At 74.0% G+C, this 26,220-nt stretch carries 24 protein-coding genes; 23 read left to right on the top strand and 1 reads right to left on the bottom strand.

Features of this window, described 5'->3' with window-relative positions:
* Positions 1-69: 69 nt before the first annotated feature.
* The 13 genes from ACFYWX_RS01425 (at position 70) to ACFYWX_RS01365 (ending at position 14,874) form a co-directional block, all read left to right on the top strand.
* Complete coding sequence (locus ACFYWX_RS01425; RefSeq protein WP_389421972.1) at positions 70-1,392, top strand: phosphoribosyltransferase family protein; 1,323 nt, start codon at positions 70-72, stop codon at positions 1,390-1,392.
* Positions 1,393-1,406: 14 nt separating this feature from the next.
* Positions 1,407-2,513, top strand: a complete 1,107-nt coding sequence (locus ACFYWX_RS01420; RefSeq protein ID WP_389421971.1) for a CapA family protein — start codon at positions 1,407-1,409, stop codon at positions 2,511-2,513.
* An 81-nt stretch (positions 2,514-2,594) separates the two neighbouring features.
* Complete coding sequence (locus ACFYWX_RS01415; protein ID WP_389421970.1) at positions 2,595-4,421, top strand: gamma-glutamyltransferase family protein; 1,827 nt, start codon at positions 2,595-2,597, stop codon at positions 4,419-4,421.
* 97 nt (positions 4,422-4,518) lie between these two features.
* Positions 4,519-5,364 carry an inositol monophosphatase family protein gene (locus tag ACFYWX_RS01410; RefSeq protein WP_389421969.1) on the top strand — a complete coding sequence of 282 codons (846 nt, stop codon included), beginning with the start codon at positions 4,519-4,521 and terminating at the stop codon, positions 5,362-5,364.
* Between the two features lie 158 nt (positions 5,365-5,522).
* Positions 5,523-6,935 (top strand): phytoene desaturase family protein, encoded by a 1,413-nt coding sequence (locus ACFYWX_RS01405; RefSeq protein WP_389421968.1) that lies wholly within the window; start codon positions 5,523-5,525, stop codon positions 6,933-6,935.
* A 170-nt stretch (positions 6,936-7,105) separates the two neighbouring features.
* Positions 7,106-8,011: an SCO3242 family prenyltransferase gene (locus ACFYWX_RS01400; RefSeq protein ID WP_389421967.1), complete on the top strand. Its 906-nt coding sequence runs from the start codon at positions 7,106-7,108 to the stop codon at positions 8,009-8,011.
* Positions 8,012-8,033: 22 nt separating this feature from the next.
* Positions 8,034-8,879: a sugar phosphate isomerase/epimerase family protein gene (locus tag ACFYWX_RS01395; protein WP_389421966.1), complete on the top strand. Its 846-nt coding sequence runs from the start codon at positions 8,034-8,036 to the stop codon at positions 8,877-8,879.
* 65 nt (positions 8,880-8,944) lie between these two features.
* The gene (locus ACFYWX_RS01390; RefSeq protein WP_389421965.1) at positions 8,945-9,733 is read left to right on the top strand and encodes an EboA domain-containing protein; all 789 of its coding nucleotides are present in this window, start codon (positions 8,945-8,947) and stop codon (positions 9,731-9,733) included.
* Between the two features lies 1 nt (position 9,734).
* On the top strand, positions 9,735-10,589 hold the full coding sequence (locus ACFYWX_RS01385) for a TatD family hydrolase (protein ID WP_389421964.1): 855 nt from the start codon (positions 9,735-9,737) through the stop codon (positions 10,587-10,589).
* An 8-nt stretch (positions 10,590-10,597) separates the two neighbouring features.
* The gene (eboE, locus tag ACFYWX_RS01380) at positions 10,598-11,755 is read left to right on the top strand and encodes a metabolite traffic protein EboE (protein WP_389421963.1); all 1,158 of its coding nucleotides are present in this window, start codon (positions 10,598-10,600) and stop codon (positions 11,753-11,755) included.
* Positions 11,752-13,152, top strand: coding sequence for an alkaline phosphatase family protein (locus ACFYWX_RS01375; RefSeq protein ID WP_389421962.1), 1,401 nt, complete (start codon positions 11,752-11,754; stop codon positions 13,150-13,152). The genes eboE and ACFYWX_RS01375 overlap by 4 nt, the downstream gene beginning before the upstream one ends.
* Entirely contained in the window at positions 13,149-14,333 is a 1,185-nt protein-coding gene (locus ACFYWX_RS01370) for a cytochrome P450 (protein ID WP_389421961.1), read from the top strand. The genes ACFYWX_RS01375 and ACFYWX_RS01370 overlap by 4 nt, the downstream gene beginning before the upstream one ends.
* A 28-nt stretch (positions 14,334-14,361) precedes the next feature.
* A complete protein-coding gene (locus tag ACFYWX_RS01365; RefSeq protein ID WP_389421960.1) occupies positions 14,362-14,874 on the top strand; it encodes an O-acetyl-ADP-ribose deacetylase in 513 nt (170 codons plus the stop codon).
* Positions 14,875-14,897: 23 nt separating this feature from the next.
* Here the strand turns inward: ACFYWX_RS01365 and ACFYWX_RS01360 are convergent, their stop codons facing one another.
* Positions 14,898-16,757: a DUF4157 domain-containing protein gene (locus ACFYWX_RS01360; RefSeq protein WP_389421959.1), complete on the bottom strand. Its 1,860-nt coding sequence runs from the start codon at positions 16,755-16,757 to the stop codon at positions 14,898-14,900.
* A gap of 263 nt (positions 16,758-17,020) precedes the next feature.
* On the opposite strand from ACFYWX_RS01360, the gene ACFYWX_RS01355 reads away from it, so the two are divergent.
* From ACFYWX_RS01355 to ACFYWX_RS01310, 10 genes are read left to right on the top strand one after another with little or no spacing between them, the layout of a single operon-like run.
* A complete protein-coding gene (locus ACFYWX_RS01355; RefSeq protein ID WP_389421958.1) occupies positions 17,021-18,520 on the top strand; it encodes a phage tail sheath family protein in 1,500 nt (499 codons plus the stop codon).
* A gap of 1 nt (position 18,521) precedes the next feature.
* On the top strand, positions 18,522-19,052 hold the full coding sequence (locus ACFYWX_RS01350) for a phage tail protein (protein ID WP_389421957.1): 531 nt from the start codon (positions 18,522-18,524) through the stop codon (positions 19,050-19,052).
* Positions 19,053-19,085: 33 nt separating this feature from the next.
* Complete coding sequence (locus ACFYWX_RS01345) at positions 19,086-19,796, top strand: hypothetical protein (RefSeq protein WP_389421956.1); 711 nt, start codon at positions 19,086-19,088, stop codon at positions 19,794-19,796.
* Complete coding sequence (locus tag ACFYWX_RS01340) at positions 19,793-20,482, top strand: hypothetical protein (RefSeq protein ID WP_389421955.1); 690 nt, start codon at positions 19,793-19,795, stop codon at positions 20,480-20,482. The genes ACFYWX_RS01345 and ACFYWX_RS01340 overlap by 4 nt, the downstream gene beginning before the upstream one ends.
* Complete coding sequence (locus tag ACFYWX_RS01335) at positions 20,479-21,675, top strand: DUF4255 domain-containing protein (RefSeq protein ID WP_389421954.1); 1,197 nt, start codon at positions 20,479-20,481, stop codon at positions 21,673-21,675. The genes ACFYWX_RS01340 and ACFYWX_RS01335 overlap by 4 nt, the downstream gene beginning before the upstream one ends.
* On the top strand, positions 21,672-23,798 hold the full coding sequence (locus tag ACFYWX_RS01330; protein ID WP_389421953.1) for an AAA family ATPase: 2,127 nt from the start codon (positions 21,672-21,674) through the stop codon (positions 23,796-23,798). The genes ACFYWX_RS01335 and ACFYWX_RS01330 overlap by 4 nt, the downstream gene beginning before the upstream one ends.
* On the top strand, positions 23,789-24,127 hold the full coding sequence (locus tag ACFYWX_RS01325) for a hypothetical protein (protein WP_389421952.1): 339 nt from the start codon (positions 23,789-23,791) through the stop codon (positions 24,125-24,127). Before ACFYWX_RS01330 ends, ACFYWX_RS01325 begins: the two co-directional genes overlap by 10 nt.
* Positions 24,124-24,804, top strand: coding sequence for a hypothetical protein (locus tag ACFYWX_RS01320; RefSeq protein WP_389421951.1), 681 nt, complete (start codon positions 24,124-24,126; stop codon positions 24,802-24,804). Before ACFYWX_RS01325 ends, ACFYWX_RS01320 begins: the two co-directional genes overlap by 4 nt.
* On the top strand, positions 24,804-25,121 hold the full coding sequence (locus ACFYWX_RS01315; RefSeq protein WP_389421950.1) for a LysM peptidoglycan-binding domain-containing protein: 318 nt from the start codon (positions 24,804-24,806) through the stop codon (positions 25,119-25,121). The genes ACFYWX_RS01320 and ACFYWX_RS01315 overlap by 1 nt, the downstream gene beginning before the upstream one ends.
* The gene (locus tag ACFYWX_RS01310) at positions 25,111-26,217 is read left to right on the top strand and encodes a hypothetical protein (RefSeq protein ID WP_389421949.1); all 1,107 of its coding nucleotides are present in this window, start codon (positions 25,111-25,113) and stop codon (positions 26,215-26,217) included. The genes ACFYWX_RS01315 and ACFYWX_RS01310 overlap by 11 nt, the downstream gene beginning before the upstream one ends.
* The last annotated feature ends 3 nt before the right edge of the window (positions 26,218-26,220 follow it).

Genomic DNA, 26,220 nt, shown 5'->3' with positions numbered 1-26,220 from the left:
CGCGGTGCTGCGCTTCGTTTCCGCAGGGGTGAGGATGGAGGTGCGGGGCGGTGTGAGGAGGGCCGGACCGTGTACTTCACCGATCGTCGTGACGCCGGCCGGCAGCTGGCCGACCGGCTGAGGCACCTCGAGAGTGCCGACGTGGTGGTGCTGGGACTGCCCCGCGGAGGCGTTCCCGTCGCCGCTGAGGTCGCCGAGGCGCTGGGCGCGCCCCTGGACGTCTGCCTGGTGCGCAAACTCGGCGTGCCGACCCAGCCGGAGCTGGGCATGGGCGCGATCGGCGAGAGCGGTGCGCGCGTGATCAACCACGACGTGATACGCGGCGTCACCCCGGACGCGCTGGCCCGGGTCGAGGAGCGTGAGCGCGCGGTGCTGGAGAACCGCGCCCGGCGCTATCGGGGCAGCAGGGCAGCGGTCGGGCTCAGGGGCCGCACGGCCGTGGTCGTCGACGACGGGGTGGCCACGGGGTCGACGGCGCGCGCGGCCTGCTGGATCGCCCGTGCGCGAGGAGCGGCGCGGATCGTGCTGGCGGCCCCCGTGGCGCCGCCGGACTGGACCGAGCGGCTGGGCGACGACGCCGACGAACTCGTGTGCCTGCACACCCCATGGGACTTCTTCGCGATCGGCCCCTACTACGGCGACTTCACCCAGACCGACGACCGTGAGGTCGTCGCCTGCCTGGAAGCCGCCCTCGCCCGCCCGGTGCGCGAGCGCCGCCCCGCCTCGGACCACGTCCTGCCCGAGGACCGGGAGGTGGACGTGCGCGCCGGTGCGGCGGTGCTGCCCGGGTGGCTCACGGTGCCCGGGGGCGCGCCCGGGGTCGTGGCGTTCGCACACGGCAGTGGCAGCAGCCGGCACAGCCCCCGCAACCGGTTCGTCGCCGCCGGACTGCGCCGTGCCGGGCTGGGCACCCTGCTGTTCGACCTGCTCACAGAGGAGGAGGAGACCGACCGGGCCAACGTCTTCGACACCGGCCTGCTGGCCCGGCGGTTGGCGGAGGCCACCCGCTGGCTGCACGGACAGCCCGGGACCGAAGGGCTCCCGGTCGGGTACTTCGGCGCCAGCACCGGCGCGGCCGCCGCACTGTGGGCAGCCGCCGAGCCGGGCGCCCGGCTCGCCGCGGTCGTCTCCCGGGGCGGTCGGCCGGACCTGGCGGGGCCACGGTTGTCAGGGGTGACGGCCCCCACGCTGTTGATCGTCGGAGGGCAGGACGAGACGGTGCTCGAACTGAACCGGGAGGCACAGTCCCGGCTGCACTGCGAGAACCGGCTCGCGGTCGTCCCCGGCGCCACCCACCTGTTCGCGGAGCCCGGCGCCCTGGAACACGTCACGGATCTGGCCCGGGCCTGGTTCAGCGACCACATGGCGCCGGCCCCCCACGCGGCGGCCTGACCCGGCCCACGACCATGAGCCTCACCTTGTCCCTCTGCGGTGACGTGATGCTGGGCCGGGGCGTCGACCAGATCCTCCCGCACCCGGGCGACCCCGTGCTGCGCGAGACGTATGTCCGCGACGCCCGCGCCTACGTCGACCTGGCCGAGGCGGCGAACGGGCCGATCCCCCGCCCGGTGGGCTTCTCCTGGCCCTGGGGCGAGGCACTCGACGTCCTCGACCGGGCCGCGCCCGACGCCCGGATCGTCAACCTGGAGACCAGCGTCACGCAGGACGGCTCCTTCGCACCCGACAAGGACGTCCACTACCGCATGAATCCCGCCAACCTGCCGTCCCTGGCCGCCGCCCGTCCCGACGTCTGCACGCTGGCCAACAACCACGTCCTGGACTTCGGACCCCGCGGACTCGACGAGACGCTCACGGCCCTGGCGGACGCCGGACTCAGGACGGCGGGAGCGGGCCGGAACGCATCGGAGGCCGGGCGGCCGGCGGTCGTCCCCGTGCGCGGTGGCGGCCGCGTCCTGGTCTTCTCCTGCGGGATGCCGTCCAGCGGCGTCCCGCACGAGTGGGCCGCGACCGACCGCCGCGCGGGCGTGGCTCTCGTGGCCGGGCCGTCCGCCGCCGCGGCCGCCGAACTCATCGCCCGGATACGGCGGTCGAGGAGACCGGGAGACGTCGTGGTGGTCTCGGTCCACTGGGGTGCCAACTGGGGCTTCGGCGTCTCCCGTGACGAGGTCCGCTTCGCCCGCGCCCTGGTCGACGGCGGAGCGGACGTGGTGCACGGACACTCCGCGCACCATCCTCGCCCGGTGGAGGTGTACCGGGGACGGCTCGTCCTGTACGGGTGCGGCGACTTTGTCGACGACTACGAGGGGATCCGCGGCTACGAGCGCTACCGGGACGACCTGCGGCTGCTGTACCTCGTCACGCTCGTCACGACGGAGCCCGGCACCAGGCCGGCCGAAGTGCGGATGGTGCCCTTCCAAGCACGGCGGATGCGGCTGGAGCACGCCTCGCACGAGGACGCCGAGTGGCTGCGGACCACTCTGGACCGGGTCAGCCACGCCCACGGCGCGCGGATCGACCGCGGGCCCGGCGGCACGCTCACCGTGCGCTCGTGAACTCGTACGCATGTCTGCCCCGTACCTGCGGTAGGGAGAGGTGGGCGAACCGACCGGCAGGCGTGAGCAGCGAGGTGAGAGGTGTTCACCACCCGTCCCACTCTCCAGGGCACCTTCGGCATGGTGTCCTCCACGCACTGGCTGGCCTCGCAGTCCGCGATGGCCGTCCTGGAGGACGGCGGCAACGCCTACGACGCGGCCGTGGCGGGCGCCTTCGTGCTGCACGTCGTGGAGCCGCACCTGAACGGGCCCGCCGGTGAGGTGCCGATCCTGCTCGCCCCGGCGGGCGGCGAGGTGCGGGTGCTGTGCGGACAGGGCGTGGCGCCGGCCGGGGCGACGGTCGCCCACTACAGAGGGCTCGGTCTGGATCTCGTCCCCGGTACCGGCCCGCTCGCCGCGGCCGTGCCGGGCGCCTTCGACGCCTGGATGCTCCTGCTGCGCGACCACGGCACCAAACCCCTCGCCGACGTCCTGAAGTACGCCGTCGGGTACGCCGAACACGGGCACGCGCCCGTGGAGAACGTCGGTGCGACCGTCGAGACGGTCCGAGAGCTGTTCGAGACGGAGTGGACCTCGTCGGCCGAGGTGTACCTGCCCGACGGGAAGGCGCCCCGGCCGGGTGAGCTGCTGCGCAACCCCGCCCTCGCCGCGACCTGGAAACGGCTGCTGGCCGAGGTGGCCGGGGCGGGGGACCGGGAGGCGCAGATCGAGGCCGCGCGGGAGGTGTGGCGGACCGGCTTCGTCGCCGAGGCCCTGGTGCGGCAGGCGGGGCGCCCCACCCTGGACACCAGCGGCGAGCGCCACACCGGCACACTCACCGCCGCCGACCTCGCCGGCTGGTCCGCGGCGTACGAGGCACCGGCGACGTACGACTGGAACGGCTGGACCGTGTGCAAGGCGGGACCCTGGAGCCAGGGTCCGGTCCTCCTCCAGCAGCTCGCGCTGCTCCCGCCCGAGCTGCCGCCGTACGGGTCCGCCGACTACGTCCACCTGCTCGTCGAGGGCTGCAAGCTCGCCATGGCCGACCGGGAGGCCTGGTACGGGGACGCGGCCGAGGTGCCGCTGGACGAGTTGCTGTCGGCGCACTACAACGCGGCGCGGCGCGGGCTCGTCGGTGACACGGCCTCCCACGAGCTGCGGCCCGGCAGCCCCGGCGGGCGCACCCCGCGCCTCAGTACCCACGCGAACGTGGTCGTCTCCGACGAGCCCGGCCCCGGCCCGATGGGCGCGGGGGAGCCGACCGTCGCCAAGCATCCCGCGTCGCCTGTTCCGGGCGAACCGGATGTCCGTGGTGACGGGAGCACCCGGGGCGACACCTGCCACCTCGACGTCGTCGACCGCTGGGGCAACATGGTCGCCGCCACGCCCAGCGGTGGCTGGCTCCAGTCCAACCCGGTCGTGCCCGAACTGGGCTTCCCGCTCGGTACGCGGCTGCAGATGACCTGGCTGGAGGAGGGGCTGCCGAACACGCTGACGCCCGGCCGCCGCCCCCGCACCACGCTCACCCCCTCCCTCGCCCTGCGCGACGGAGCGCCGGTCATGGCGTTCGGGACGCCGGGCGGGGACCAGCAGGACCAGTGGCAGCTGCACTTCTTCCTGGCGGTCGCCCTGCGCGCGTCCGTGCGCGGCGGCCTCGACCTCCAGGGCGCCATCGACGCCCCGAACTGGCACAACGACAGCTTCCCCGGCTCCTTCTACCCGCGCGGCATGCGACCCGGCAGCGTCACCGTCGAGGCCCGCACGGACCCCCGGATCGCCGCCGAGCTGAAGCGCCGGGGCCACGACGTGACCGTGGGACCGCCCTGGTCCGAGGGCCGGCTCTGCGCGGTCGCCCGGGATCCCCGGACCGGGATCCTGTCGGCGGCCGCGAACCCGCGGGGCATGCAGGGGTACGCCGTGGGACGGTGATCCCGCCCGGCGCCCGCGCGCCCGGTGTTCATGCCGATTCCACCCGGAGTGCACCGGGCGGGCGGGGATTGTCAGTGGCGCGTGCTCTCATGGAGGCATGATCGAAGACAAGGAAACCATCGACGAGTTTCTCGCCCGCCACGCGTCCGACGTGGAGGACGCGGTCCGCAAGGCCGCCGCGGCCGAGATCATGCCGCGCTTCCGCAGGCTCGCCGCGCACGAGGTCGACGAGAAGAACGGCCCGCACGACCTGGTGACGGACGCCGACCGCAGGGCCGAGCTGTATCTCACCGAGGCGCTCGGCGCCCTGCTGCCCGGCTCGGTCGTGGTCGGCGAGGAGGCGGTGCACGCCAACCCGGCCACGTACGAGGCGATACAGGGCGACGCGCCGGTCTGGATCGTCGACCCGGTCGACGGGACCCGGCAGTTCGTGCACGGCGACGACGGCTTCTGCACACTGGTCGCGCTCGCGAGGCGTGGAGTCCTGCTCGCGTCCTGGACGTACGCGCCCGCCCGCGACCAACTGGCCACGGCCGTTCGGGGCGGCGGCGCCTTCCTCGACGGCGAGCGGCTGTTCGCCGGCCCGCCCACCCCCGGCCGGGACCTGACGGTGGCCACGTCCCACCCCGACTACACCACCGACGAGCAGAAGCACGCCCTCCTCGGCCTGTGGACGGACGGCGTCGCACCCCGCGCCTGCGGCTCCGCGGGCCTGGAGTATCTCGCCGTCGCCCGGGGCGAGTCGGACGCCACGGCCTTCTCCTGGGAGGCCGCCTGGGACCACGCCGCGGGCATCCTCCTGGTCGAGGAGGCGGGCGGCGCCCACCTGACCCTCACGGGCGAGCCGTTCCGCATCACGGGCGGCAACACCCTGCCCTTCACGGCGGCACGGGACGCGGCCACGGCACGGCGGGTGATGGGGCTGCTGTCGGGCGCAGCCTGATCGCGGAACCAGGCGGAACCAGGCGGAACCAGGCGGAACCAGGCGGAATCAGCCCGTCACCCGGCCGACTCCCCCCGCGCCGCGATCGTAGTCAGTCCACCGGCATATCCTGATCCCCAGTGGCCATCGGCTGACGAAGGGGTCCGAAGGTGCCGTCGATGCTCGATGCTGTCGTGGTGGGTGCGGGGCCGAACGGACTGACCGCCGCGGTGGAGCTGGCCCGCCGCGGCTTCTCCGTGGCCCTCTTCGAGGCGCGGGACACCGTGGGCGGGGGCGCCCGCACCGAGGAGCTCACCCTGCCGGGCTTCCGGCACGACCCGTGCTCCGCGGCCCACCCGCTCGGCATCAACTCACCCGCGTTCCGCGCCCTGCCCCTGGAGCGCTACGGCCTGGAGTGGCTGCATGCCGAGCTGCCCATGGCCCACCCCTTCCCCGACGGCACCGCCGCCGTGCTGTCCCGCTCGGTCGGCGAGACGGCCGCCTCGTTCGGGCCCCGTGACGCGGGCGCGTACCGCAGGCTGGTCGAACCGTTCCTGCCCCGGTGGGACACCCTGGCCCGCGACTTCATGTCCCTGCCGCTGACCGCCCTGCCCCGCGACCCGGTGACCCTCGCCCGCTTCGGCCTCGTCGGTCTGCCCCCGTCGACCTGGCTGATGCGCCGCTTCCGCGACGAACGGGCGAAGGCGCTGTTCTCCGGCCTCGTCGCGCATGTCATGGCCCCGCTCTCCGGTGTGGCCACCGGCGCCATCGGCCTCGTCTTCGCCCTCGCCGCGCACGCCCGCGGTTGGCCCGTGGCCCGCGGCGGCTCTCAGTCCATCTCCGACGCCCTCGCCGCCTACCTCAAGGACCTCGGCGGCACCATCCACACCGACTACGAGGTCAAACGCCTCGACGACCTGCCGCCCGCCCGCGCCTATGTCTTCGACACCTCGCCCACCGCACTGGCCCGCATCGCCGGCTTCGGCCGCTTCTACGAGGGCTACCGGTACGGGGCAGGTGTCTTCAAGGTCGACTACGCCCTCGACGGACCCGTGCCGTGGACCGCGAAGGAGGCCCGCGACGCGGGCACCGTGCAGATCGGCGCCACCAGCCAGGAGATCGACACGGCCCTGCGCGCCGCGTCCATCGAGGGCCGCGCCCCCGACCGGCCGTTCATGATCACGGTCCAGCCCAGCCTCGTCGACCCCACCCGCGCCCCGGCCGGCAAGCAGGTCTTCTGGGCCTACGGCCACGTCCCCAACGGCTGGACCGGCGACCTCACGGACGCCATAGAGCGCCAACTGGAGCGCTTCGCCCCCGGTTTCCGTGACCGCGTCCTCGCCCGCGCCACCGCGGGCCCGCCCGAACTCGCCGCCCGAAACGCCAACTACGTCGGCGGCGACATCGGCTCCGGCGCGGTCCGCGGACTCCAGGTCATGCTCCGTCCCAAGCTGTCCCTGTCCCCGTACGCCACCCCGCACCCGGCCGTCTTCATCTGCTCCTCGGCCACCCCACCGGGACCGGGCGTCCACGGCATGTCGGGCCACAACGCGGCGAAGGCCGTCTGGCGGCGGCTGCGGCAACGCCCTTAGGGCCCAACTGGCCGCGTGTACACCGATTCGGCGGCGTCCGGAAGGAATCTTGGTGTTGGCTTTGCCACTCCGATTTCGGTTTGGCGTTAGTGTGAAAGTTCAAGTTGGTTGAGTAGTGTGCGGCCATGAAAGATCGGAAAGCGGCATTCCGCTCCGACCGTCGTTCTGACGTGCGCATATCCGACCTCGCCCGCCTCGTCCGTGCACCGGCCGCACTGAGCGTCCCCGGTGACGTCCTCGCGGGGGCCGCGGCCGCCGGAGCCCCGTTGACCGCCCGCACGCTGGGCGTGACCGCCTCCTCTGTGTGCCTCTACTGGGCAGGCATGGCCCTCAACGACTACGCCGACGCCACGGTCGACGCGGTCGAACGCCCCGAACGCCCCGTGCCCTCCGGCCGCGTGCCCCGCCGTACCGCCCTCGCCGTCGCGAGCGGCCTGACCGCCGCCGGGCTGGGCCTCGCCGCCGTCGCGGGCGGACGGCGCGGACTTCTGGGAGCGCTCCCGCTGGCCGGCCTGGTCTGGGCGTACGATCTCGGGCTCAAGTCCACCGCGGCCGGTCCCGCGGCCATGGCGGGAGCGCGCGCCCTGAACGTCCTGTCGGGCGCGCTGACCACTGATACGGCCGACGCGGGCGCCGCCGCCGCGCGCAGGGCGGCCGGGGCCGCCGCCCTGGTCGGCACGCACACCTACACGCTGACGGCCCTCAGCCGGCACGAGATCTCGGGCGCCCCCGCCCGGCTGCCCGCCACCACCCTCGCCGTCTCCGCGGCCACGACCCTCGCGACCGTCGTCCCCGCCCTGCGCCGGGCACGGCGTGACCGCACCGCCCGCCCGGCCGCCGCCGTCACCGCTGCCGCCGCCCTCACCTGCCTCGGCACCTACGGCACGGCCCAACTCCGCGCCGTGCGCGAGCCCTCCGGTGAGAACGTGCGACGCGCCGTCGGCGCCGGGATCCTCGCGCTGATGCCCCTGCAAGCCGCGCTGACGGCACGCGCCGGGGCACCGGCCACGGCGGCGGCCCTCGGTGTCGCCCACCCCCTCGCGCGACGCCTGGCCCGGCGCATATCCCCCACCTGACCGCTGTATGAGGAACGTGAGCATGGAACCACCGCCCAGACCTCTCAAGTTCGGCTACGGCACCAACGGCTTCACCCACCACCGGCTCAACGACGTCCTCACGGTCCTCGCCGACCTCGGCTACGACGGTGTCGCCCTCACCCTCGACCACGTCCACCTCGACCCTTACGCCGAGGACCTGACCCGGCGCGTCACCTCCCTGGCCCGGCGACTCGACCGCCACGGACTCGACGTCACGGTCGAGACCGGCGCACCCCATCTGCTCGACCCGTGGGGCAAACACCTGCCGACGCTCATGTCGGACGGGGCCGAACTCAGGATCGACCTGCTGCGCCGGGCCGTGCGCATCGCGGCCGACCTCGGATCCCCGACCGTCCACCTGTGCAGCGGACCCGCCCCGGACGGGCTGCCGGAGGCGGACGCCCTCAAGCGGCTCGCCGCCGGAGTCGGGACGGTGCTGGAGACGGCCGCGAAGTACGGCGTGGCCCTCGCCTTCGAGCCCGAGCCGTACATGTGCGTCGACACCGTGGAACGCTGTCTGCGCCTCGCCGAACTCGTCGGCGGACACGAGCTGTTCGGGATCACCCTGGACATCGGGCACGCACACTGCGTGGAGGACCGGCCCGTCCTGGAGTGCGTACGGCAGGCCGCGCCGCGCCTGTGCAACGTGCAGATCGAGGACATGCGGCGCGGCGTCCACCAGCACCTCGAGTTCGGCGCCGGCGAGATCGACTTCCCGCCCGTGCTGGCCGCGCTGCGCGATCTCGGGCACCGCGGGCTGGTCTCCGTCGAGATCCAGGGCGGCGCCCTCGACGCCCCCGACATCGCCCGCCGCTCCATCGAGTTCCTGCGCACCGCGACCGCCTGAGCGCGCTCCGTCCCACGCACCACCCACCCCACACCCCCTCCCGTCTCGTAGGAGGTCGACCTCCCATGCCCGACGCACGCCCGCTCCCGCCGACACTCCCTGATCCGCGCCCCCTGCTCCGGTCCGGCCCGCTGTCCCAGGCGGCCCGCGCCTGGCTGGACGACGCTCTCGCGAGCGTCGCCGCCGAACCGGCCGCGATCCGCGCCCTGTTCCCGGCCGCGCGAAGACGCTGCGGACAGGCTCGCCTCGACGCCCACTGGACCACGGACGAGGCCGCCCGGGCCGCCCTGCTCACCGCGCTGACCCTGCGCGGCCGGGCACTCGCCGACGAGGTGAAGGGCCTGTACCGGCACGGCGACCCGGCCGAACAGCGAGCCGTGCTACGCGCGTTGCCGCTCCTCGACGCCCCCGCGGCCGACGCGGGCGACGACGACCTCGCCCTGTTCCTCCTGCGCGAGGCCCTGCGCGGCAACGACACCGGCGTCATCGAGAGCGCGCTCGGCCCGTACGGGGCCGCTCGTCTTCCTAACGCCGAGTACCGGCAGGCCGTCCTCAAGTGCCTCTTCCACGAGATCCCCCTGGACCGCGTGGCAGGCCTGGACACCCGCGCCGACCACGAACTCGCCCGCATGCTGGCCGACTTCGCCCATGAGCGGATCGCCGCCGGCCGGGACGTACCGGCCGACGTCTGGCCCCTGGTACGTGCCTTCCCGGCCGTCGCCACCACCCTCGCCACCCGGGCCCGCGACCTCGCCCCCACCCGCCCCGAGGCCGCCACACGGGCCCTCGCGGCCCTCGGCGACGCCGGGCCCGAGCCCGTCGCCGTATCCGAAGCCCTCAAGGAAGAGGCCTGACATGCGCATCTTCGACCCGCACATCCACATGACGTCCCGCACGACCGACGACTACGAGGCCATGTACGCGGCCGGAGTGCGCGCCGTCGTCGAACCCGCCTTCTGGATGGGGCAGCCCCGCACCTCCCCGGAGAGCTTCTACGACTACTTCGACTCGCTGCTCGGCTGGGAGCCGTACCGGGCTGCGCAGTTCGGCGTCCAGCACTTCTGCACGATCGCCCTCAACCCCAAGGAGGCCAACGACCCGCGCTGTCTGCCCGTGCTGGACGAGCTCGACCGCTACCTCGCCAAGGACCGGGTCGTCGCCGTCGGGGAGATCGGCTACGACTCCATGACCCCCGAGGAGGACGAGGCGCTCGCCCGTCAGCTCCAGCTCGCCGTCGCCCACGACCTGCCCGCCCTCGTGCACACCCCGCACCGCGACAAGGCCGCTGGAACCCGCCGCACCCTGGACGTCGTACGGGAGTCGGGCATCGCCCCCGAACTCGTCGTCCTCGACCACCTCAACGAACTCACCGTCGGCATGGTCCTCGGCAGCGGCTGCTGGGCGGGTTTCTCGATCTACCCGCGAACGAAGATGAGCGAGGACCGGATGGTCGAGATCCTCAAAGAGCACGGCACCGACCGCGTCCTCGTCAACTCGGCCGCCGACTGGGGTCGTTCGGACCCACTGAAGACCCGCAGGACCGCCGACGCGATGCTCGCCGCCGGGTTCGACGACGACGCCGTGGACCAGGTGATGTGGCGCAACCCCGTCGCCTTCTACGGGCAGAGCGGACGGCTCGACCTCGACGAGCCCAAGCCGGACGACACCTCCACCTTCCAGGGCAACTCCATCCGACGCGGGGGAGAGTGAGCGGCCCCATGCGCTTTCGGCACCCCGACGGCACAGCCGTACACCTCGGTTACTGCTCCAACGTCCACCAGGCGGAGGACCTGGACGGCGTCGTCTCCCAACTCGCCCTCTACGCCGAGCCCGTCCGTGAACGGCTCGGCGTCGGCCGGCTCGGCATCGGACTCTGGCTGGCCCGTGACGTCGTCACCGAACTCAGCACCGACGAGGGGGCGTTGCGGGGGCTGAAGAACGAGCTCGCGGCGCGTGGCCTGGAGGCCGTCACCCTCAACGCCTTCCCGTACGCCGGCTTCCACCGCGAGGTCGTCAAGAAGGACGTGTACCACCCCGACTGGGCCGACGAGGCACGGCTGCGCCACACCCTCGACTGCGCCCGCGTCCTCGCCGCGCTGCTGCCCGACGACGCCGCACGCGGAAGCGTCTCCACGCTGCCCCTCGGCTGGCGCGACCCCTGGCCCGCCGAGCGTGCCGACACCGCCCGCCGCGCCCTGGACCGGCTGGCCGCCGGGCTCGCCGCCATCGAGGCCGACACCGGCCGCCGTGTCCGCGTCGGCTTCGAACCCGAGCCCGGATGTGTCGTGGAGACCACCGGCCAGGCGGTACGCGAACTCGGCGGCCTCGACCCGGAGCGGCTCGGCGTCTGCCTCGACGCCTGCCATCTCGCCGTGCAGTTCGAGGACCCCGCTGAGGCGCTGCGGCGACTCGTGGACGCCGGGCTTCCCGTCGTGAAACTCCAGGCGTCCTGCGCCGTCGAGGCCGCCGACCCGGCCGACCCCGCCGCCCGGGCGGCCCTGCGCAGGCTCGCCGAACCGAGGTTCCTGCACCAGACCCGCACCGTGCGCGACGGCGAGGTGCTCGGCGTCGACGACCTGGGCGAGGCGCTCGACGGCGGACTGCCCACCGACACCGGAGCCTGGCGGGTCCACTTCCACGCCCCCCTGCACGCCGACCCCGAGCCGCCGCTGCGGACGACGACCGGCCCGCTCACCGACGTACTCGCCAAACTCCTCGGCGGCCCCACCGCCGCCTGCGACCACATCGACGTGGAGACCTACACCTGGTCCGTCCTCCCCGAACCCCCCACCGACCTCCCCGGCGGCATCGCCGCCGAACTCGCCTGGGCCCGCGACCGGTTGACCGGCCTCGGCCTCAAGGAGGAGCACTCATGACCACCGACCGCCACCGGGTCGTCGTCCTCGACATCGTCGGACTCACCCCGAACCTGCTGCGCCACATGCCCGCCGTCGCCGCCCTCGGCGAACGCGGATTCCGGGCCCGCCTCGACACCGTCCTGCCCGCCGTCACCTGCACCGTCCAGTCCACCCTGCTCACCGGTGAACTGCCCTCCGTACATGGCGCGGTGGGCAACGGCTGGTACTTCCGCGACCTCGGCGAGGTCCTGCTGTGGCGGCAGCACAACGCCCTCGTCGGCGGCGAGAAGATCTGGGAGACCGCCCGCAGATCCGACCCCGACTACAAGGTCGCCAACGTGTGCTGGTGGTACGCCATGGGCGCCGACGTCGACTGGACCGTCACCCCGCGCCCCGTCTACTACTCCGACGGCCGCAAGGAACCCGACTGCTACACCTGGCCGCCGACCCTGCACACCGAACTCACCGACCGCCTCGGCCCGTTCCCCCTCTTCACCTACTGGGGGCCGAACGCCGGAATGCCCTCCACCCAGTGGATCCTCGGCGCCGCCCGCCAGATCTTCGACGAGCAGCAACCCGACCTCACCCTCGTCTACGTCCCGCACCTCGACTACGAACCCCAGCGCTCCGGCCCCGACTCGCCGGCCACCGCCCGCGCCGCCCGCCAACTGGACGACGCCCTGCGCCCCTTGATGGACCACTTCGTGCGTGAGGGCGCCACCGTCGTCGCGCTCAGCGAGTACGGCATCGCCCCCGCCTCCCGCCCCGTCGACATCAACCGCGCCCTGCGCCGCGCCGGACTCCTCCAGGTCCACACCCAGGACGGCATGGAGTACCTCGACCCCTGGACCTCCCGCGCCTTCGCCGTCGCCGACCACCAGATCGCCCACGTCTACGTACGGGACCCGGCCGACACGGAGAAGGTCGCGAAGATCGTCGGCGAACTCGACGGTGTGGAAAGGCTGCTGGACGCCGACGGCAAGGCGGCGCACGGCCTGGACCACGAACGCTCCGGCGAACTCGTGGCGATCGCCGACCCCGACGCCTGGTTCACGTACTACTACTGGCTCGACGACGAGCGCGCCCCGGACTTCGCCCGCCAGGTCGAGATCCACCGCAAACCCGGCTACGACCCCGCCGAACTGCTCTACGACGACAGCGTCCCGGCGGTCAAACTGCGCGCCGTGGGCTCGGTCCTGCGCAAGAAGTCCGGATTCCGGTACCGCATCCGCACCGTCCCGCTGGACCCCTCCGGCGTCAGCGGCAGCCACGGCCGACTGCCCGACGACCCCGATCACGGCCCCGTACTGCTGTGCTCCCGGCCGAACCCGGAACCGGCCCGTGACGCGTACGCGGCGACCGAGGTCAAGTCCCTGCTGCTCACCCTCGCCGGACTGAAGGAGACGTCGGCATGACCTTCCCCCCACTGCCCACCGAACGCCCGCTGCTCGACCCGGCCTCCGAGTACGCCAAGTGGCAGACGGTGGAGCCGATCCGGCGGGTGACCGTCTGGGGCGACAACAGCCCCTGGCTGATCACCCGGCACCAGGACGCCCGCGCGGTCCTCGACGACCCGCGCTTCAGCGCCGACGCCACCCGCGAGGGCTTCCCCGGCCTGAGCCCGCGGGTGCCCCCGCCCGGCCCCGGACAGTTCTTCGTCATGGACCCGCCCGACCACACCCGTCTGCGGCGCATGGTGGTCCCCGACTTCACCTTCCGCCGCATCGAACGGCTGCGCCCCGCCATCGCCCGCATATGCGGCGAACTCCTCGACACGATGACCGCCGACGGCCGGGCCGAGGCCGACCTCGTCGAGGCGTACGCCCTGCCGCAGCCCACCCGGGTGATCTGCGAGCTGCTCGGCGTGCCGTACGAGGACCACGCCTTCTTCCAGCGGCAGGTGCGCACCCTCACCGACTTCGCCTCGGACACTCCCCAGGACATGCTGGCGGCGCGGAAGGCGCTCTACGGCTACCTCGGCGAGCTGCTCGCCACGCGCTCCCGCGAACCCGCCGACGACCTGATCTCACGGCTCGCGACCGAGCGGGTGGCCACCGGCGAGGCCACCGCGGAGGAGGCGGTGGGCGTCGCGGCGCTGCTGCTCGTCGCGGGCCACGAGACCACCGCGAACATGTTCCCGCTGGCGGTCGTCGCCCTGCTGCGCCACCCCGGGCAACTGGCCGCCCTGCGCGCGGACCCCGACCGGTGGCCGGACGCGGTCGAGGAACTGCTGCGGTACCTGACCGTGGCCCACGCGGGGATGCGGCGGATCGCCACTGAGGACGTCGACCTGGGCGGTGTCCTGATCCGGGCCGGGGACGGTGTGGTGGTGGCACTCCAGGCGGCCGACCGGGACCCGGCCGTCTTCGCGGACCCCGACACCCTCGACATCCGCCGCGACGCGGCCGGACACCTGGCCTTCGGCCACGGGCTCCACCAGTGCGTCGGGCAGTCCCTCGCCCGCGCCGAACTCCAGATCGGCCTGCCCGCCCTCTTCGACCGGCTCCCCGGACTCCGGCTCACGGAGCCGGTGGACAGGCTGCCCCGCTCGACGTCCGCCATCCACGGCCTGCGGTCCCTGCCCGTGACCTGGTGAGGCGACCGCTGGCTGGTATCAAGGCCCCATGACCACGATCACTCTCGTCCAGGGCGACATCACCCGGCAGTCCGTCGACGCCATCGTCAACGCGGCGAACTCCTCGCTGCTCGGCGGCGGTGGCGTCGACGGCGCCATCCACCGGCGCGGCGGCCCCGCGATCCTCGACGACTGCCGCAGGCTCCGCGCCTCCCACTACGGCAAGGGCCTGCCCACCGGGCAGGCGGTCGCCACGACCGCCGGGGAGCTGGACGCGCAGTGGGTGATCCACACCGTCGGACCGGTCTGGTCCGCCACCGACGACCGCTCCGGCCAACTCGCCTCCTGCTACCGGGAGTCGCTGAGGATCGCCGACGAACTGGGCGCCCGCACGGTCGCGTTCCCCGCGATCTCCACCGGCATCTACGGCTGGCCCATCGACGACGGCGCCCGTATCGCCGCGGAGACGGTACGCGCCGCCACACCGACCGCCGTCGAAGAGGTCAGGTTCGTTCTCTTCGACGAGCGGGCGTACGAGGCGTTCGCCCGGCACGTCCACTGACGCGCCGGGCGGGCCAACGGTTTTTACGGCACCCTCCGGTTCCACGGCATGAACCGCACCTCGTCCACCACCGGCCCGAGGTACTCGCGCGCCACGTCGGCGACCCGCTCGTCGTCGAAGAACCAGACCAGCCGCCAGCCCGGCTCCGCGCAGCGGGTCAGGATCTCGTGCTGCCGGCCGGCCTGCTCCAGGAGCCGGGCGAGGATCTCGGGCTGGCTGCGCGCCCAGTCGCGCAGCAGGATCTCGTGCCGGGTCTTCGCCTCGAAGAACTCGTTGACGTCGGGATTGTGGTGGTCGAAGTCGGCGACGACCCGCCCGTCCGTCAGCCAGTAGTTCACCGTGGCGTACATCGCGTTGCCGTAGCGCAGCGCCACGAGCCGTGCGAACTCGTCGTGGACGACGTTCCCGCCCGCCGGCGGCATCCAGGCGGAGCGGCACTGCTGAGGCCTGCGCCTGCGGCGGGTGTCCTGGCCGACGTCGGGGAAGACGTCCTGGGTCGGCTCCGGCGACGTCCTGCGGCCGGTGTCCGTGCGCTGCCGGGGCTGCTGCTGCGTCTTCGGCCTCGTCTCGCGCGAGAGGAGGTACCCGGCCACGAGGAGTCCGCCCGCGACCGCGAGGACGATGGCTCCCACGATCCAGCCCGCGACCGGTACGGCCGCCTCGACCTCGGCCGCGCCGGCCGCCTCCACGAAGAGGATGCCCTCGCCCGCGGCTGTCAGAGTCGCCCCGATGCCGGCGCCCTCCGCGACGACGGTGCCCGCGGTACCGAGTCCCTGGGCGGCGAGGAGCGCCTCCGCGGTGCCCACGGCCTCCGCGGCGACCAGGTCGCCCGCCAGCGCCTCGCTCATCAGGGCCCCGCGCGCCAGCCCGGTGCCACCGCTCACCATGTAGCCGGGGGCGAGTGCCAGCGCGTACGTGGCGTCCGGGACCAGGACCGACTCCAGGGGGCGCGGCCCGGAGCCGGGACCGGACCGCGCGGCCCCCGCCGTGTCGTTGACCGTCACGGTGACGACGGTGTTGTTGCGGGTGAACAACCGGCTCGGATCCCGCTGCCCGGGGCCGACGCGGTAGGAGAACGCGAAGGCCTCGCCGCCCGTCTGCTCGCCGAAGTCGAGGACCAGGTCGTGCCCGTCGACCTGGACGGTCGCCGTGTACTGACCCGGCGGCATGCGGCAGGACGTCAGGGAGTAGGCCTCCACACCGTTGTCCGTGGCGAACTCGATGAGCATCGCCCCGCAGTCGACCCGTACCGCCGGCGCTCCCGCCGTCCCCGCGGGCGCGGCCCGTCCCGGTACGGGCGCGCGGCGAACGGTGTCCGGCCGGTCGCCCGCCGTCGGGTGCGCCGCCCGGGCGGCCACCGAGTGCGCCTCGCGCTCGTGGCGGTCGTCCGGGGCGCCGAGCCGCAGGGCACCGCCGGACGGGGGAGGGACACCGCCCTGCTGGACGACGTGCGCCAGTTCGTGGGCGAGGAGACGCCGGCCGTCGTCGGTGCCGGGACGGAACTGCCTCTCACCGAAGGCGACCCGGTTGCCGACCGTGTAGGCGAGCGCGCCGATGTCCGCGGCGGACCGTGCCGCCGCGCCGTCCGAGTGGATGCGCACCGCGCCGAGGTCCCGCCCGAACCAGCCCTCCATCCCCGACCGCACCGGCGGCTCCAACGGCTGCCCGGGCCCCCGCAGTACCGCGTGCACGGACTCCGGTGCCGCCCCTCCGGCCGCCGGGGCGGAGTGCGGGGCGGGGTGCCGGCGCAGCACCGCGTGCTCGTCGTCCCGGTGCCCGCAGGTGCCGGGCGGACACGCGTGGTCCCCGCACCGCTGGACGGTGCCCGGCGGCACGTCCGTCGTCCGGGCCGCCGCCATATGACCGTCTCGGTGTGCGCCCATACCGGCCTCCTCCGCGATGTCACCCGCCGCGGGGCCACGCGCACCGCCCGCCGTCGGCCGAGGTGTGGGCCCCCGGCCGTGCGGTGCCCGGCCGGTTCACCCGCGCGCCCGGCCCCACTGCCCCGGAGTGTGGACCCGGAGGCGTCACTTCCCCGTCACCGGACCCGTGACATGCCGGTGACGACCCGGTGACTGCGCCCCGTGCACCATGCGACGCACCTCCGGCGGCCGGAAGTCGTCGGGTGAGGGAGGCCAGAGGGGCTATGGCGACGCAATTCTCCTATCCCGGTGTCTACATCGAGGAGACCGAGAGTCCGGTCCGGCCCATCGCCGGCGTCGAGACGTCGGTGACGGCGTTCGTGGGACCGGCCCTGACGGGGCCACAAACACCTACGACGCTGGAAAGTTGGGCCGACTACGAGGATCGTTTCGGCGGACTGTGGACCGGCAGCGATCTGAGCTACGCGGTCTACCAGTTCTTCCTCAACGGCGGCAGCAAGGCGGTCGTCGTACGCGTCGGCGAAGCCCCCGAGTACGCCGAGGCCGACCTCGGCAACGGAGTGAAACTCCGGGCCAGGGCGCCCGGTTCGGCCGGCAGCGCCCTCAAGGCGAGCGTGACCCACGACCCCGATCCGGAGAAGGACACGGTCTACACCCTGGAGGTCACCGACGGGCGGACGAAGGAGACGTATCTCGTCTCCGTCGACCCCCAGCTCGCGAGCCGCCGCCTGGACCGGGCGCTCGCCACCTCGCAGCTCGTCGAACCCGTACTGCCGCAGGCCTTCGACCAGCGGCCGACCGCGGTCGAGGACAAGGCGTTCAGCGAGGTGGAGGACACCGCCCTGCAACCCGCGGACGTCCTCACGGGTCTGGCGGCCCTGGCCGACGTCGACCTCTTCAACCTTCTCGTGATTCCCGCCCAGTTGGAGAAGCCGGAGGGCGACGACGACCGTGACAGCCGCTGGGCGCCCGTCGTCGACGCCGCCGCGCGGCTGTGCGTGGAACGGCGGGCCATGCTGCTGCTCGACCCGCCGTTCGCCTGGGTCAGCCCCGACAAGGCGAGGGAGGGCGCCCAGGCCGGCCCGCTCGTGGGCGGGGTGACGGGACGCAACGCCACGGTGTTCTTCCCCAACGTGCTGGTCTCGGACCCGCTGGGCGGACCGGACCGCGAGGTCGGGCCGGCCGGCACCGTCGCCGGGGTGATCGCCCGCACCGACACGCGTCGCGGCTTCTGGAAGGCCCCGGCCGGCATCGACGACGGCGGCCTCCTCGGCGTGCGCTCCCTCGCGTTCCGGCTGACGGACGCGCAGAACGGCGCCCTCAACAAACTCGGTGTCAACTGCCTGCGCACCTTCCCCGTGTACGGCAACGTCGTCTGGGGCACCCGCACCTGCCGCGGCGCCGAGGCTCTCGGTGACCCCTGGCGTTACCTCCCGGTCCGCCGTGTCGCCCTGCACATCGAGGAATCGCTGTTCATCGGCACGAAGTGGGTCGTGTTCGAGCCCAACGACGAACCCCTGTGGTCCTCGATCCGGCTCAACGTGGGCGCCTTCATGAACCGGCTGTTCCGGCAGGGCGCCTTTCAGGGCCGCACACCGAAGGAGGCGTACTTCGTGCGCTGCGACGCCACGAACAACCTCCAGGACGACATCGACCGCGGCATCGTCACCATCGACGTGGGCTTCCAGCCCCTGGCACCCGTGGAGTTCGTCCTGATCCGCATCCAGCAGAAGCGCGACTCCGCCACCGGCCAGGAGGGTTGAGATGGCCCAGTTCACCGCCAACACCGCCCGCCTGGACCCGTACAAGAACTTCAAGTTCCGGGTGAAGTGGGACAACCGCTATGTCGCCGGGATCAGCAAGGTCAGCGCCCTGAAGCGGACCACCGAGGTGGTGGAGCACCGCGACGGCGGCGACCACTCCAGCACCCGCAAGTCACCCGGCCGCACCAAGTACGAGCCCATCACCCTGGAGCGCGGGGTCACCCACGACCCGGAGTTCGAACTGTGGGCGAACAAGGTCTGGAACTACGCCAACGCGCAGGCCGCGCCCGACCAGCGCGACCGTGAGGTGGCCCTCGCCGGCTTCCGCAAGGACCTGATCATCGAGGTCTACAACGAGGCCGGCCAGAAGGTGCTCGCCTACCAGGTGTTCCGCTGCTGGGTCTCGGAGTACCAGGCGCTGCCCGACCTCGACGCCAACGCCAACGCGGTCGCCATCCAGCACCTGAAGCTGGAGAACGAGGGCTGGATCCGGGACGTGAGCGTCGCCGAGCCCACCGAGCCGGACTTCTGACGGGCGGACCGGAGTACGGGGGGTGAGAACCGGATGACCTCAGTGAGCGCCGCCGAGCTGCTGGACGCCTGGGAGGCGGGCTGGGGCCGCGACCCGCTGCGCCGCGGCCTGGCCCTGCTCGCCGTCGCCCGGGGCACCACCCGGGCCGCGGCCGCCGACGTGCCGGTGGGCCTGCGCGACCGGGCCCTGTTCGCCTTCCGCGCCGCCCTGTTCGGCACCGGCGTCGAGGCGGTGTCCCGCTGCCCCGGGTGCGGCACGGACGTCGAGGTCGCCTTCGACCAGCGGGACCTGCTCGACGCGATGCCCGTGCCCGCGCCGGTGTCCGTGTCCGGGCAGCCGGTCCCGGGCACGGTGACCGTACGGGTCGGCGGCCGCGACGTCCCTGTTCGCATGCCCACGAGCGCGGACCTGGCCGCCGTACTGGACGCCGATCCGCCCGCCCCCGACGAGGCCCTCGCCCACCGCTGCGCTCCGACCGCCCCCGTCGGCGCGGTCGCCGAGGCATGGCTGGCCGCGGACCCCCTCCTTGACCCGCGGATCGACCTCGACTGCCCCGACTGCGAGCACACCTGGGAGGAGACCTTCGACATTGTCGGCTTCCTCTGGGCGGAGCTGGACACCTGGGGCCGACGCACTCTCCAGGAGGTGCACGACCTGGCCCGGGCCTACGGCTGGTCGGAGGCCGACACCCTCGCGCTCAGCCCCTGGCGCCGCCAGTGCTACCTGGGGCTGGTGGGCGCGTGAACGGCCCCCTGAACCGCCTTCTCGGCCGCAGCGGCGCCCCGCTCCCCGGCCTGCGCCCCCGCCCCGCCGCCCCCTACGCACACCGGCCCGCGGGCGGTGTCGTCGACGAGACGCCCCCGGCCCTCGCGGACGAACCGGTCGACGCGCCCCTCGAGGAACCTGCGGCGGAGGAACGCCCACCGCGCGGGGCGGCAGCCGTGGAGGAGGTGGGGGAGCGGCCGGACCCGACGACGCCCTCCCGCTCCCTCACAGACGACCACTTTCCTGTCGTACGCGCGAAGGTGACGGGACGTCAGCAGGTGCCGATTTTTCCTGTTGCCGTGACAGCGGCCGAGGCACCGCCCGCCGCGGCCTTGAAAGCGGCCGAGGCACCGCCCGCCGCGGCGGCACCGCCGAGGGGAGGGCCGTCGACGGAACCCGTACCGGTCACCGTGATGCCCGATCACCCACGCCTGCGCGTCGGCACGGTCCCCACCGCCCCGGCGGCCGCCCCCGAGGCCGATCCGGGAGCCATGGCGGTGGAGGCGGCGCCCACGGTGGTCGTCGAGGTGTCCATCGGGCGGCTCGACGTCCGCACACCGCCCGCCACGGCCGCACCACGCCCGCCGTCCGCCGCGGTGCGGGAGAACCACGCCAAGGCGCTGGAGACCTACCTGCGGCGCCGCGCGCAGGGGGACCTGGGATGAGCAACTCCCTCGCCATCGCCGCCGTGACGGCCACCCTGCGCACCCGACTTTTCGAAGCGCTCGGCGGACCCGAGGTCACCGTCGCCCCGCCCGACCGCGCGCCCGACGCGGTGAGCGGCGACCATGTGAACCTCTTCCTGTACCGGGCGGACCTCAACCCCGCCTTCCGCAACGCCGATCCGCCCGGCTCGCCGCCCGGGGAGTCGCCCCGGCCCGTCCTGCCGCTGGTCCTGCACTACCTGCTCGCCGCCTACAGCAACGACGAGGGCACGGCACACGAACTGCTGGGCGCGGCGATGCTGGCGCTGCACGACCCGTCGGTGCTGTCGGCCGACGAGATCCGCAGGGCGACGGCCGTGCGGCTGCCGCAGAGCGACCTGCACCTCCAGGGCGAACGCGTGCGCATCACCCAGGAGACGCTCAGCCAGGAGGACATCGCCACGATGTGGACGGCGTTCGGGACGCCGTTCCGCATGTCGTCCGCCTACCAGGTCACCGTCGTCCTCGTCGACAGCACCCGGCCCGGCAGCTCCCCGCTGCCCGTGCTGCGCCGGGGCGCCGACGGCCGCTCCCCGGTCGTCAGGCCGGACGCGGCGTCGCACGCGCCCGCCCTGCTCGCCGTCCGCTACGCGGTTCCCGGGCAGGTCGGCGCGCTGCCCGGCGACACGGTCACGCTGCTCGCGGAGAACCTGCCCGCCGTCCCGCTCACCGCGCGGCTGCGGCACCTGACGGTGAACCGGTCCGCCGAGGTGCCCCTGCCCGCGCCCGCCGCCGGGGCCACCGAAATCGACCTCCCGCTGCCCGCCGCCGCACTGCCCGCCGGACCCTGGTCGGTCAGCCTCGCCCCGGACGCCGACGCCGGCCCGCACACCAACGAACTCGTCCTCGGCGTCAGCCCGCGGGTCATCGCGCTCGCCGCCACCGCGGCCGGCGGCACCCCGGCGCGCACCGAGGTCACCGTCACCGCCGCCGAACCCGTCCTCCCCGGCCAGCGGGCCGCCGTCCTCGTCGGGACGCACCAGCTGGCCGTGGACCTGCTCACCGCCGGCACTACGACCCTGTCGGTCACCGCGGTCCTGCCACCCGGGAAGGCCCGGGTACGGCTGCGCGTCGACGGCGTCGACAGCGAGATCGCCGACCGCACCACCGGCACGTTCCTGAGCGGGTCGACCGTGGAGGTGACGATCCCGTGACGTCCGACGACCCCGAGAGCTTCGGGACACCGGTCGACCTCCGCTGGGAGGAGGCCAACAACCATTACCTGTCGGCCTCCCTGGCCTGGCTGCGGGCCCGCCTCGACGGCCCGGCGCGGCCCCGGCACGAGGAGTCGGCACCGCGACCCGCGGCGGTGTCGGACAGCGGCAGACACTGGACGCGGCGCGGTCGGCCGGCCCCCGCCCTGCCACCGGCACCCAGGCAGCCCGAGCCACCCGGGACAGGCCCGGCGGCCGACCGGCTCGCCGCCGAACGGCAGGACGCGGCCCGCCCCGAACACACCGGCCCGCCCGCCCTCGTGGCGCTCGCCGACCGCTTCGGACTGACCGACTTCGAGCGCGACGTGCTGCTGCTGGCGTCCGCCCCGGCCCTGGACCCCGCCCTCGGTGCCGCGATCGCCGCCGCCCAGAGCGACCCGGCGGCCACGGCACCGACTTTCGCCCTCGCCCTGCGGCTGTTCGACGACGCCCGCTGGGACGTGCTGTCGCCCCGGCGGCCCCTGCGCCACTGGCGGCTCGCCGAGGCCGTACGGGGGCCCGCGCAGCCGCTGCTCACCGCGCCGCTGCGGGCCGACGACCGCATCGCCAACCTCGTCCGTGGTCTCAACGACCTCGACGAACGGCTCCTCGCGGTCGTCGAACCGGTCGCCGACCCGGCCCCGGGCCTGCCCTCCCCGGCCTCCGCGCGCCGGACGGTGGACGCGGTGGCGGCCGCGCTGCCGTCCGTCGCCCCCGGCGGACGGTTCCCGGTCGTCCAGCTCGTCTGCGACGACGCCGCGAGCGGCACGCTCGTCGCCGTACGGGCCTGCGCACGGCTGAGCCGCGAGGTGTACCGGCTGCCCGCGAAGCTGCTGCTGCACGGCGGGACGGATCCGGACGCTGCGGCCCTGCTGTGGCACCGGGAGACCCGACTGCTGCCGGTCGCCCTGCTGCTCGACGCCACAGACGCCGACCCCGACGACGCGGCCCTGACGGCCGCCGTGCACCGCTTCCTGTCCCGGACCGGCGGCCCCGTCCTGCTGGCCGCGCGGGAGGTGTGGCCGGTGGCCGAGCTGCCCGGGGCCGTCATCGACGTGAGTGTGCCGCCGCCGGACGAGCAGCGCGCCCTGTGGGCCGCGGTCACCGGCCTCGACCCGGACGGCGTACCGGCCGCGCTGGCCGGACAGTTCCGCCTCGGCCTGCCCGCCCTGCACCGCATCGGCGCCGCCCACGCCGACGACCCGACCGACGCCCTCCCCGGGCCCCGGCTGTGGGCGGCCTGCCGGGACGCCTCCCGGCCCCGGCTGGAGTCACTGGCACGGCGCACCGTGCCACGGGCCCGCTGGGCGGACCTGGTGCTGCCCGACGACCAGATGGACGTGCTGCGGCGCATGGCCGGCCAGGTGCGGCACGCCACCACGGTCTTCGCCGACTGGGGGTTCGGGAAAGGGATGAGCCGCGGGCAGGGCGTGACCGCGCTGTTCGCCGGACCCAGCGGCACCGGCAAGACGTTCGCCTCCGAGGTCCTCGCGCACGAACTCGCCCTGGACCACTACCGGATCGACCTGTCGGCGGTGGTCAGCAAGTACATCGGCGAGACGGAGAAGAACCTGCGCCGGGTCTTCGACGCGGCCGAGGGCGGCGGCTCGCTGCTGCTGTTCGACGAGGCCGACGCGCTGTTCGGGCGGCGCAGCGAGGTCCACGACAGCCACGACCGGTACGCCAACATCGAGGTGAGCTACCTGTTGCAGCGCATGGAGGCCTACCGCGGGGTGGCCGTCCTCGCCACCAATCTGCGCGGCGCGCTGGACCCCGCGTTCCTGCGACGGCTGCGGTTCGTCGTGGAGTTCCCGGTGCCGGGCGCGCCCGAGCGGCGCCGCCTGTGGGCGGCGGCGTTCCCGGCGGGCGTACCGCTGTCCCCGGACCTCGACCTGCGGCCCTTCGCGGACCTGCCGACGACCGGCGCGGCCATCCAGGCCATCGCACTCGGCGCGGCCTTCCGCGCCGCGGCCGCCGGACGGCCCGTCGACGCCGCGACGGTACGGGACGCGGCCCGCGCCGAGTTCCGCAAGCTCGACCTGCCGCTCCCGGCAGCCCTCACCGCGGAGGCGGCATGGCGATGAGACGAACGGTACGGATCGCGCTGCGCATCGACCGGGTGGTCCTGGACGCGGGCGTGGCGGCGGGCCGGTCCCCGGCGGAGATCACGGAGTTGCTCGCCGCGGCCCTCCGGGACCGCCTCACGTCGTACGACGCCCGGGCGTGGCCGGGCGCAGCCACCGACTCCACGGTGACCACCGTCGACCGGCTGCGGGCCACCGCCGGCGCGAGGGGCGTCGACGCGATCGCGCGGGCGGCGGCCGCCGCGGTGGGGGAGATGACACAGGACGCCCGTGTTCCGAGGCAAGACTCCCGGACCGGCAGCGCGGCCCGAGGGGGCGAACCCCGATGACCTCCTCCTTCCTCCCCGACACCCCCGTCGTCCCCCGCGGCGCGCTCGTCCTCCTCGCCCCCGCCACCGGGGCGGTCCTGCGGGTCATCGCTTTGCAGTACAACCCCGACACGGTCACCCGCACGCTCCAGCCGCAGGGTGTCGGAGCGGAGGCGGGGGAGCGGAGTGAGGCGTTGCGGCTCAGGGGGCCCGCGCACGAGACGGTGAAGGTGGACGTCGAGCTGGATGCCACGGCCCAGTTGGAGGACCCGGCCGATCCGGACGCGGAGGCGGTGGCGCGGTACGGGCTGCTGCCGGTGCTGGCCGCGCTGGACCTGCTGGTGAACCCGACCGCGCCGGCGCTGCTCGCGCAGGACGCCGCGGCCCGGGCCGGCGCCTTCGAGATCGCTCCGACGGAGGCACCGCTGACGGTGTTCGTGTGGAGCCGGGACCGGGTGGTGCCGGTCAGGCTCACCGAGTTCACCGTCACCGAGGAGGCGTTCGACTCCAATCTCCGCCCGATCCGCGCCAAGGTCTCCCTCGGCCTGCGCGTCCTCACCGTCGACGACCTGGGCTTCGCCCACCGCGGCGGTGCCCTGTACCTCGGCTACCAGCGGCGCCGCGAGCAGCTGGCGGCCCTGCACCGATCGTCCCGCCTGGGCACGATCGGCCTCGGCACGGCACCGGGAGGCAGTTGATGTTCACCCCCGCGAGTCGCTACCACGGCAGCGAGAGCGCCCTGTACCGACCGCCCGACGGCGGCGAGCCGGTCCCGTACGTCCGCCGCAGGTTCCTGCCCGACCCGGCCGAGCTGACGCCGGTGGGACTCCACACGGTCGGCGAGGGGGACCGGCTCGACCGGGTGGCCGCCGCCGCGTTCGGTGACCCGGAGCTGTTCTGGCAGCTCGCCGACGCCAACCCCGTACTGGATCCGGCCGAGTTGACCGCCCGCCCGGGCCGGCGGCTGCTGATCGCGCTGTCCGCGGCGGCCGGCGGGAGTGTCCATGGGTTCTGAACTCCTGCTGTCGCTGCGGCTCGGTGCGGTGCTCGCCGAGCCGGTGCCCCGCGAGGTGGTGGACGCCCTGCTGTCGGTCCAGGTGACCGAGGGCGTCGGCCGGCCCGGCGGCTTCCAGCTGCGGTTCGCCACCGCCAAACGGTCCCCGCTGCTGACCGAACTCCTCCCCCCGGGCGCCCTGGATCCGCCCGCCCGCACCCAGATCGTGCTCACCGTGCGCGGCCGCAGCACCGTCCTCATGGACGGCGTCGTCACCCGCCACGAGCTCGGCCCCGCCGCCGACCCCGGCCAGTCCCGTCTCACCCTCATCGGCGAGGACGTCTCGCGCATGATGGACGTCGTCGACTACAGCGGGGTGAAATACCCGTGCCTGCCCCCGGAGGCGCGGGTCGCGGTGATCTGCGCCAAGTACCCGATGTACGGGCTGGTTCCGGCGATCGTGCCGAGCGTGCTGATGGTGCCGCCCAACCCGCTGCGCGAGGTGCCGAGCCACCAGGGCACCGACCTCGCCTACGTCAAGCAGCTCGCCGCGCAGGCCGGTTACCAGTTCTTCGTGGCGCCCGGCCCCGTCCCCGGCGTCAACGTCGCCCACTGGGAGCCGCCGAACCGGCTCGGCCCGCCGCAGGAACCGCTGCTGGTCAACTGCGACACCGCCACCAACGTCGACAGCCTGTCCTTCTCCTTCGACGGCTTCTCCGCCACCCAGTACGTCGTCCTGATCCAGGACCCCGACACCAGGTTCCCCGTGCCGGTCCCGGTCCCGGACGTCACCCCGCTCAGCCCGCCCATGGGCCGCCGCAGACCGCTCCCGCTGAAGATCGCCCCGATCCGCGGCCTGGCGAAGCTCACCCCCGCACAGGCCGCGGGCGTGGCACTGGCCCGCGCCGCGGACAGCTACGAGGTGATCTCCGGGCAGGGCGGCCTCGACGTCCTGCGCTACGGGCAGCCACTGCGGCCCCGGCGGCCCGTTCCGGTGCACGGGGCGGGCGAGGCGTACGACGGGACGTACTACGTCAAGAGCGTCACGCACTCGGTCCAACGAGGCTCCTACACCCAGCAGTTCACCCTGACCCGCAACGCGTTCCGGCCGCTGTGAGCG

Source organism: Streptomyces sp. NPDC002888 (genome assembly GCF_042888465.1).
Taxonomy (GTDB): Bacteria; Actinomycetota; Actinomycetes; order Streptomycetales; family Streptomycetaceae; genus Streptomyces.
Note: the sequence above shows the minus strand (reverse complement) of the source record. Positions and strands in the feature narration are given on the sequence as shown.

Bases quoted from the DNA above. Each gene is read 5' to 3' on its own strand.
- ACFYWX_RS01420 (WP_389421971.1), top strand. From the start codon at position 1,407: ATGAGCCTCACCTTGTCCCTCTGCGGTGACGTGATGCTGGGCCGGGGC.
- ACFYWX_RS01410 (WP_389421969.1), top strand. From the start codon at position 4,519: ATGATCGAAGACAAGGAAACCATCGACGAGTTTCTCGCCCGCCACGCG.
- ACFYWX_RS01405 (WP_389421968.1), top strand. From the start codon at position 5,523: ATGCTCGATGCTGTCGTGGTGGGTGCGGGGCCGAACGGACTGACCGCC.
- ACFYWX_RS01395 (WP_389421966.1), top strand. From the start codon at position 8,034: ATGGAACCACCGCCCAGACCTCTCAAGTTCGGCTACGGCACCAACGGC.
- ACFYWX_RS01390 (WP_389421965.1), top strand. From the start codon at position 8,945: ATGCCCGACGCACGCCCGCTCCCGCCGACACTCCCTGATCCGCGCCCC.
- ACFYWX_RS01385 (WP_389421964.1), top strand. From the start codon at position 9,735: ATGCGCATCTTCGACCCGCACATCCACATGACGTCCCGCACGACCGAC.
- eboE (WP_389421963.1), top strand. From the start codon at position 10,598: ATGCGCTTTCGGCACCCCGACGGCACAGCCGTACACCTCGGTTACTGC.
- ACFYWX_RS01375 (WP_389421962.1), top strand. From the start codon at position 11,752: ATGACCACCGACCGCCACCGGGTCGTCGTCCTCGACATCGTCGGACTC.
- ACFYWX_RS01370 (WP_389421961.1), top strand. From the start codon at position 13,149: ATGACCTTCCCCCCACTGCCCACCGAACGCCCGCTGCTCGACCCGGCC.
- ACFYWX_RS01365 (WP_389421960.1), top strand. From the start codon at position 14,362: ATGACCACGATCACTCTCGTCCAGGGCGACATCACCCGGCAGTCCGTC.
- ACFYWX_RS01360 (WP_389421959.1), bottom strand. From the start codon at position 16,757: ATGGGCGCACACCGAGACGGTCATATGGCGGCGGCCCGGACGACGGAC.
- ACFYWX_RS01355 (WP_389421958.1), top strand. From the start codon at position 17,021: ATGGCGACGCAATTCTCCTATCCCGGTGTCTACATCGAGGAGACCGAG.
- ACFYWX_RS01350 (WP_389421957.1), top strand. From the start codon at position 18,522: ATGGCCCAGTTCACCGCCAACACCGCCCGCCTGGACCCGTACAAGAAC.
- ACFYWX_RS01345 (WP_389421956.1), top strand. From the start codon at position 19,086: ATGACCTCAGTGAGCGCCGCCGAGCTGCTGGACGCCTGGGAGGCGGGC.
- ACFYWX_RS01335 (WP_389421954.1), top strand. From the start codon at position 20,479: ATGAGCAACTCCCTCGCCATCGCCGCCGTGACGGCCACCCTGCGCACC.
- ACFYWX_RS01325 (WP_389421952.1), top strand. From the start codon at position 23,789: ATGGCGATGAGACGAACGGTACGGATCGCGCTGCGCATCGACCGGGTG.
- ACFYWX_RS01320 (WP_389421951.1), top strand. From the start codon at position 24,124: ATGACCTCCTCCTTCCTCCCCGACACCCCCGTCGTCCCCCGCGGCGCG.
- ACFYWX_RS01315 (WP_389421950.1), top strand. From the start codon at position 24,804: ATGTTCACCCCCGCGAGTCGCTACCACGGCAGCGAGAGCGCCCTGTAC.
- ACFYWX_RS01310 (WP_389421949.1), top strand. From the start codon at position 25,111: ATGGGTTCTGAACTCCTGCTGTCGCTGCGGCTCGGTGCGGTGCTCGCC.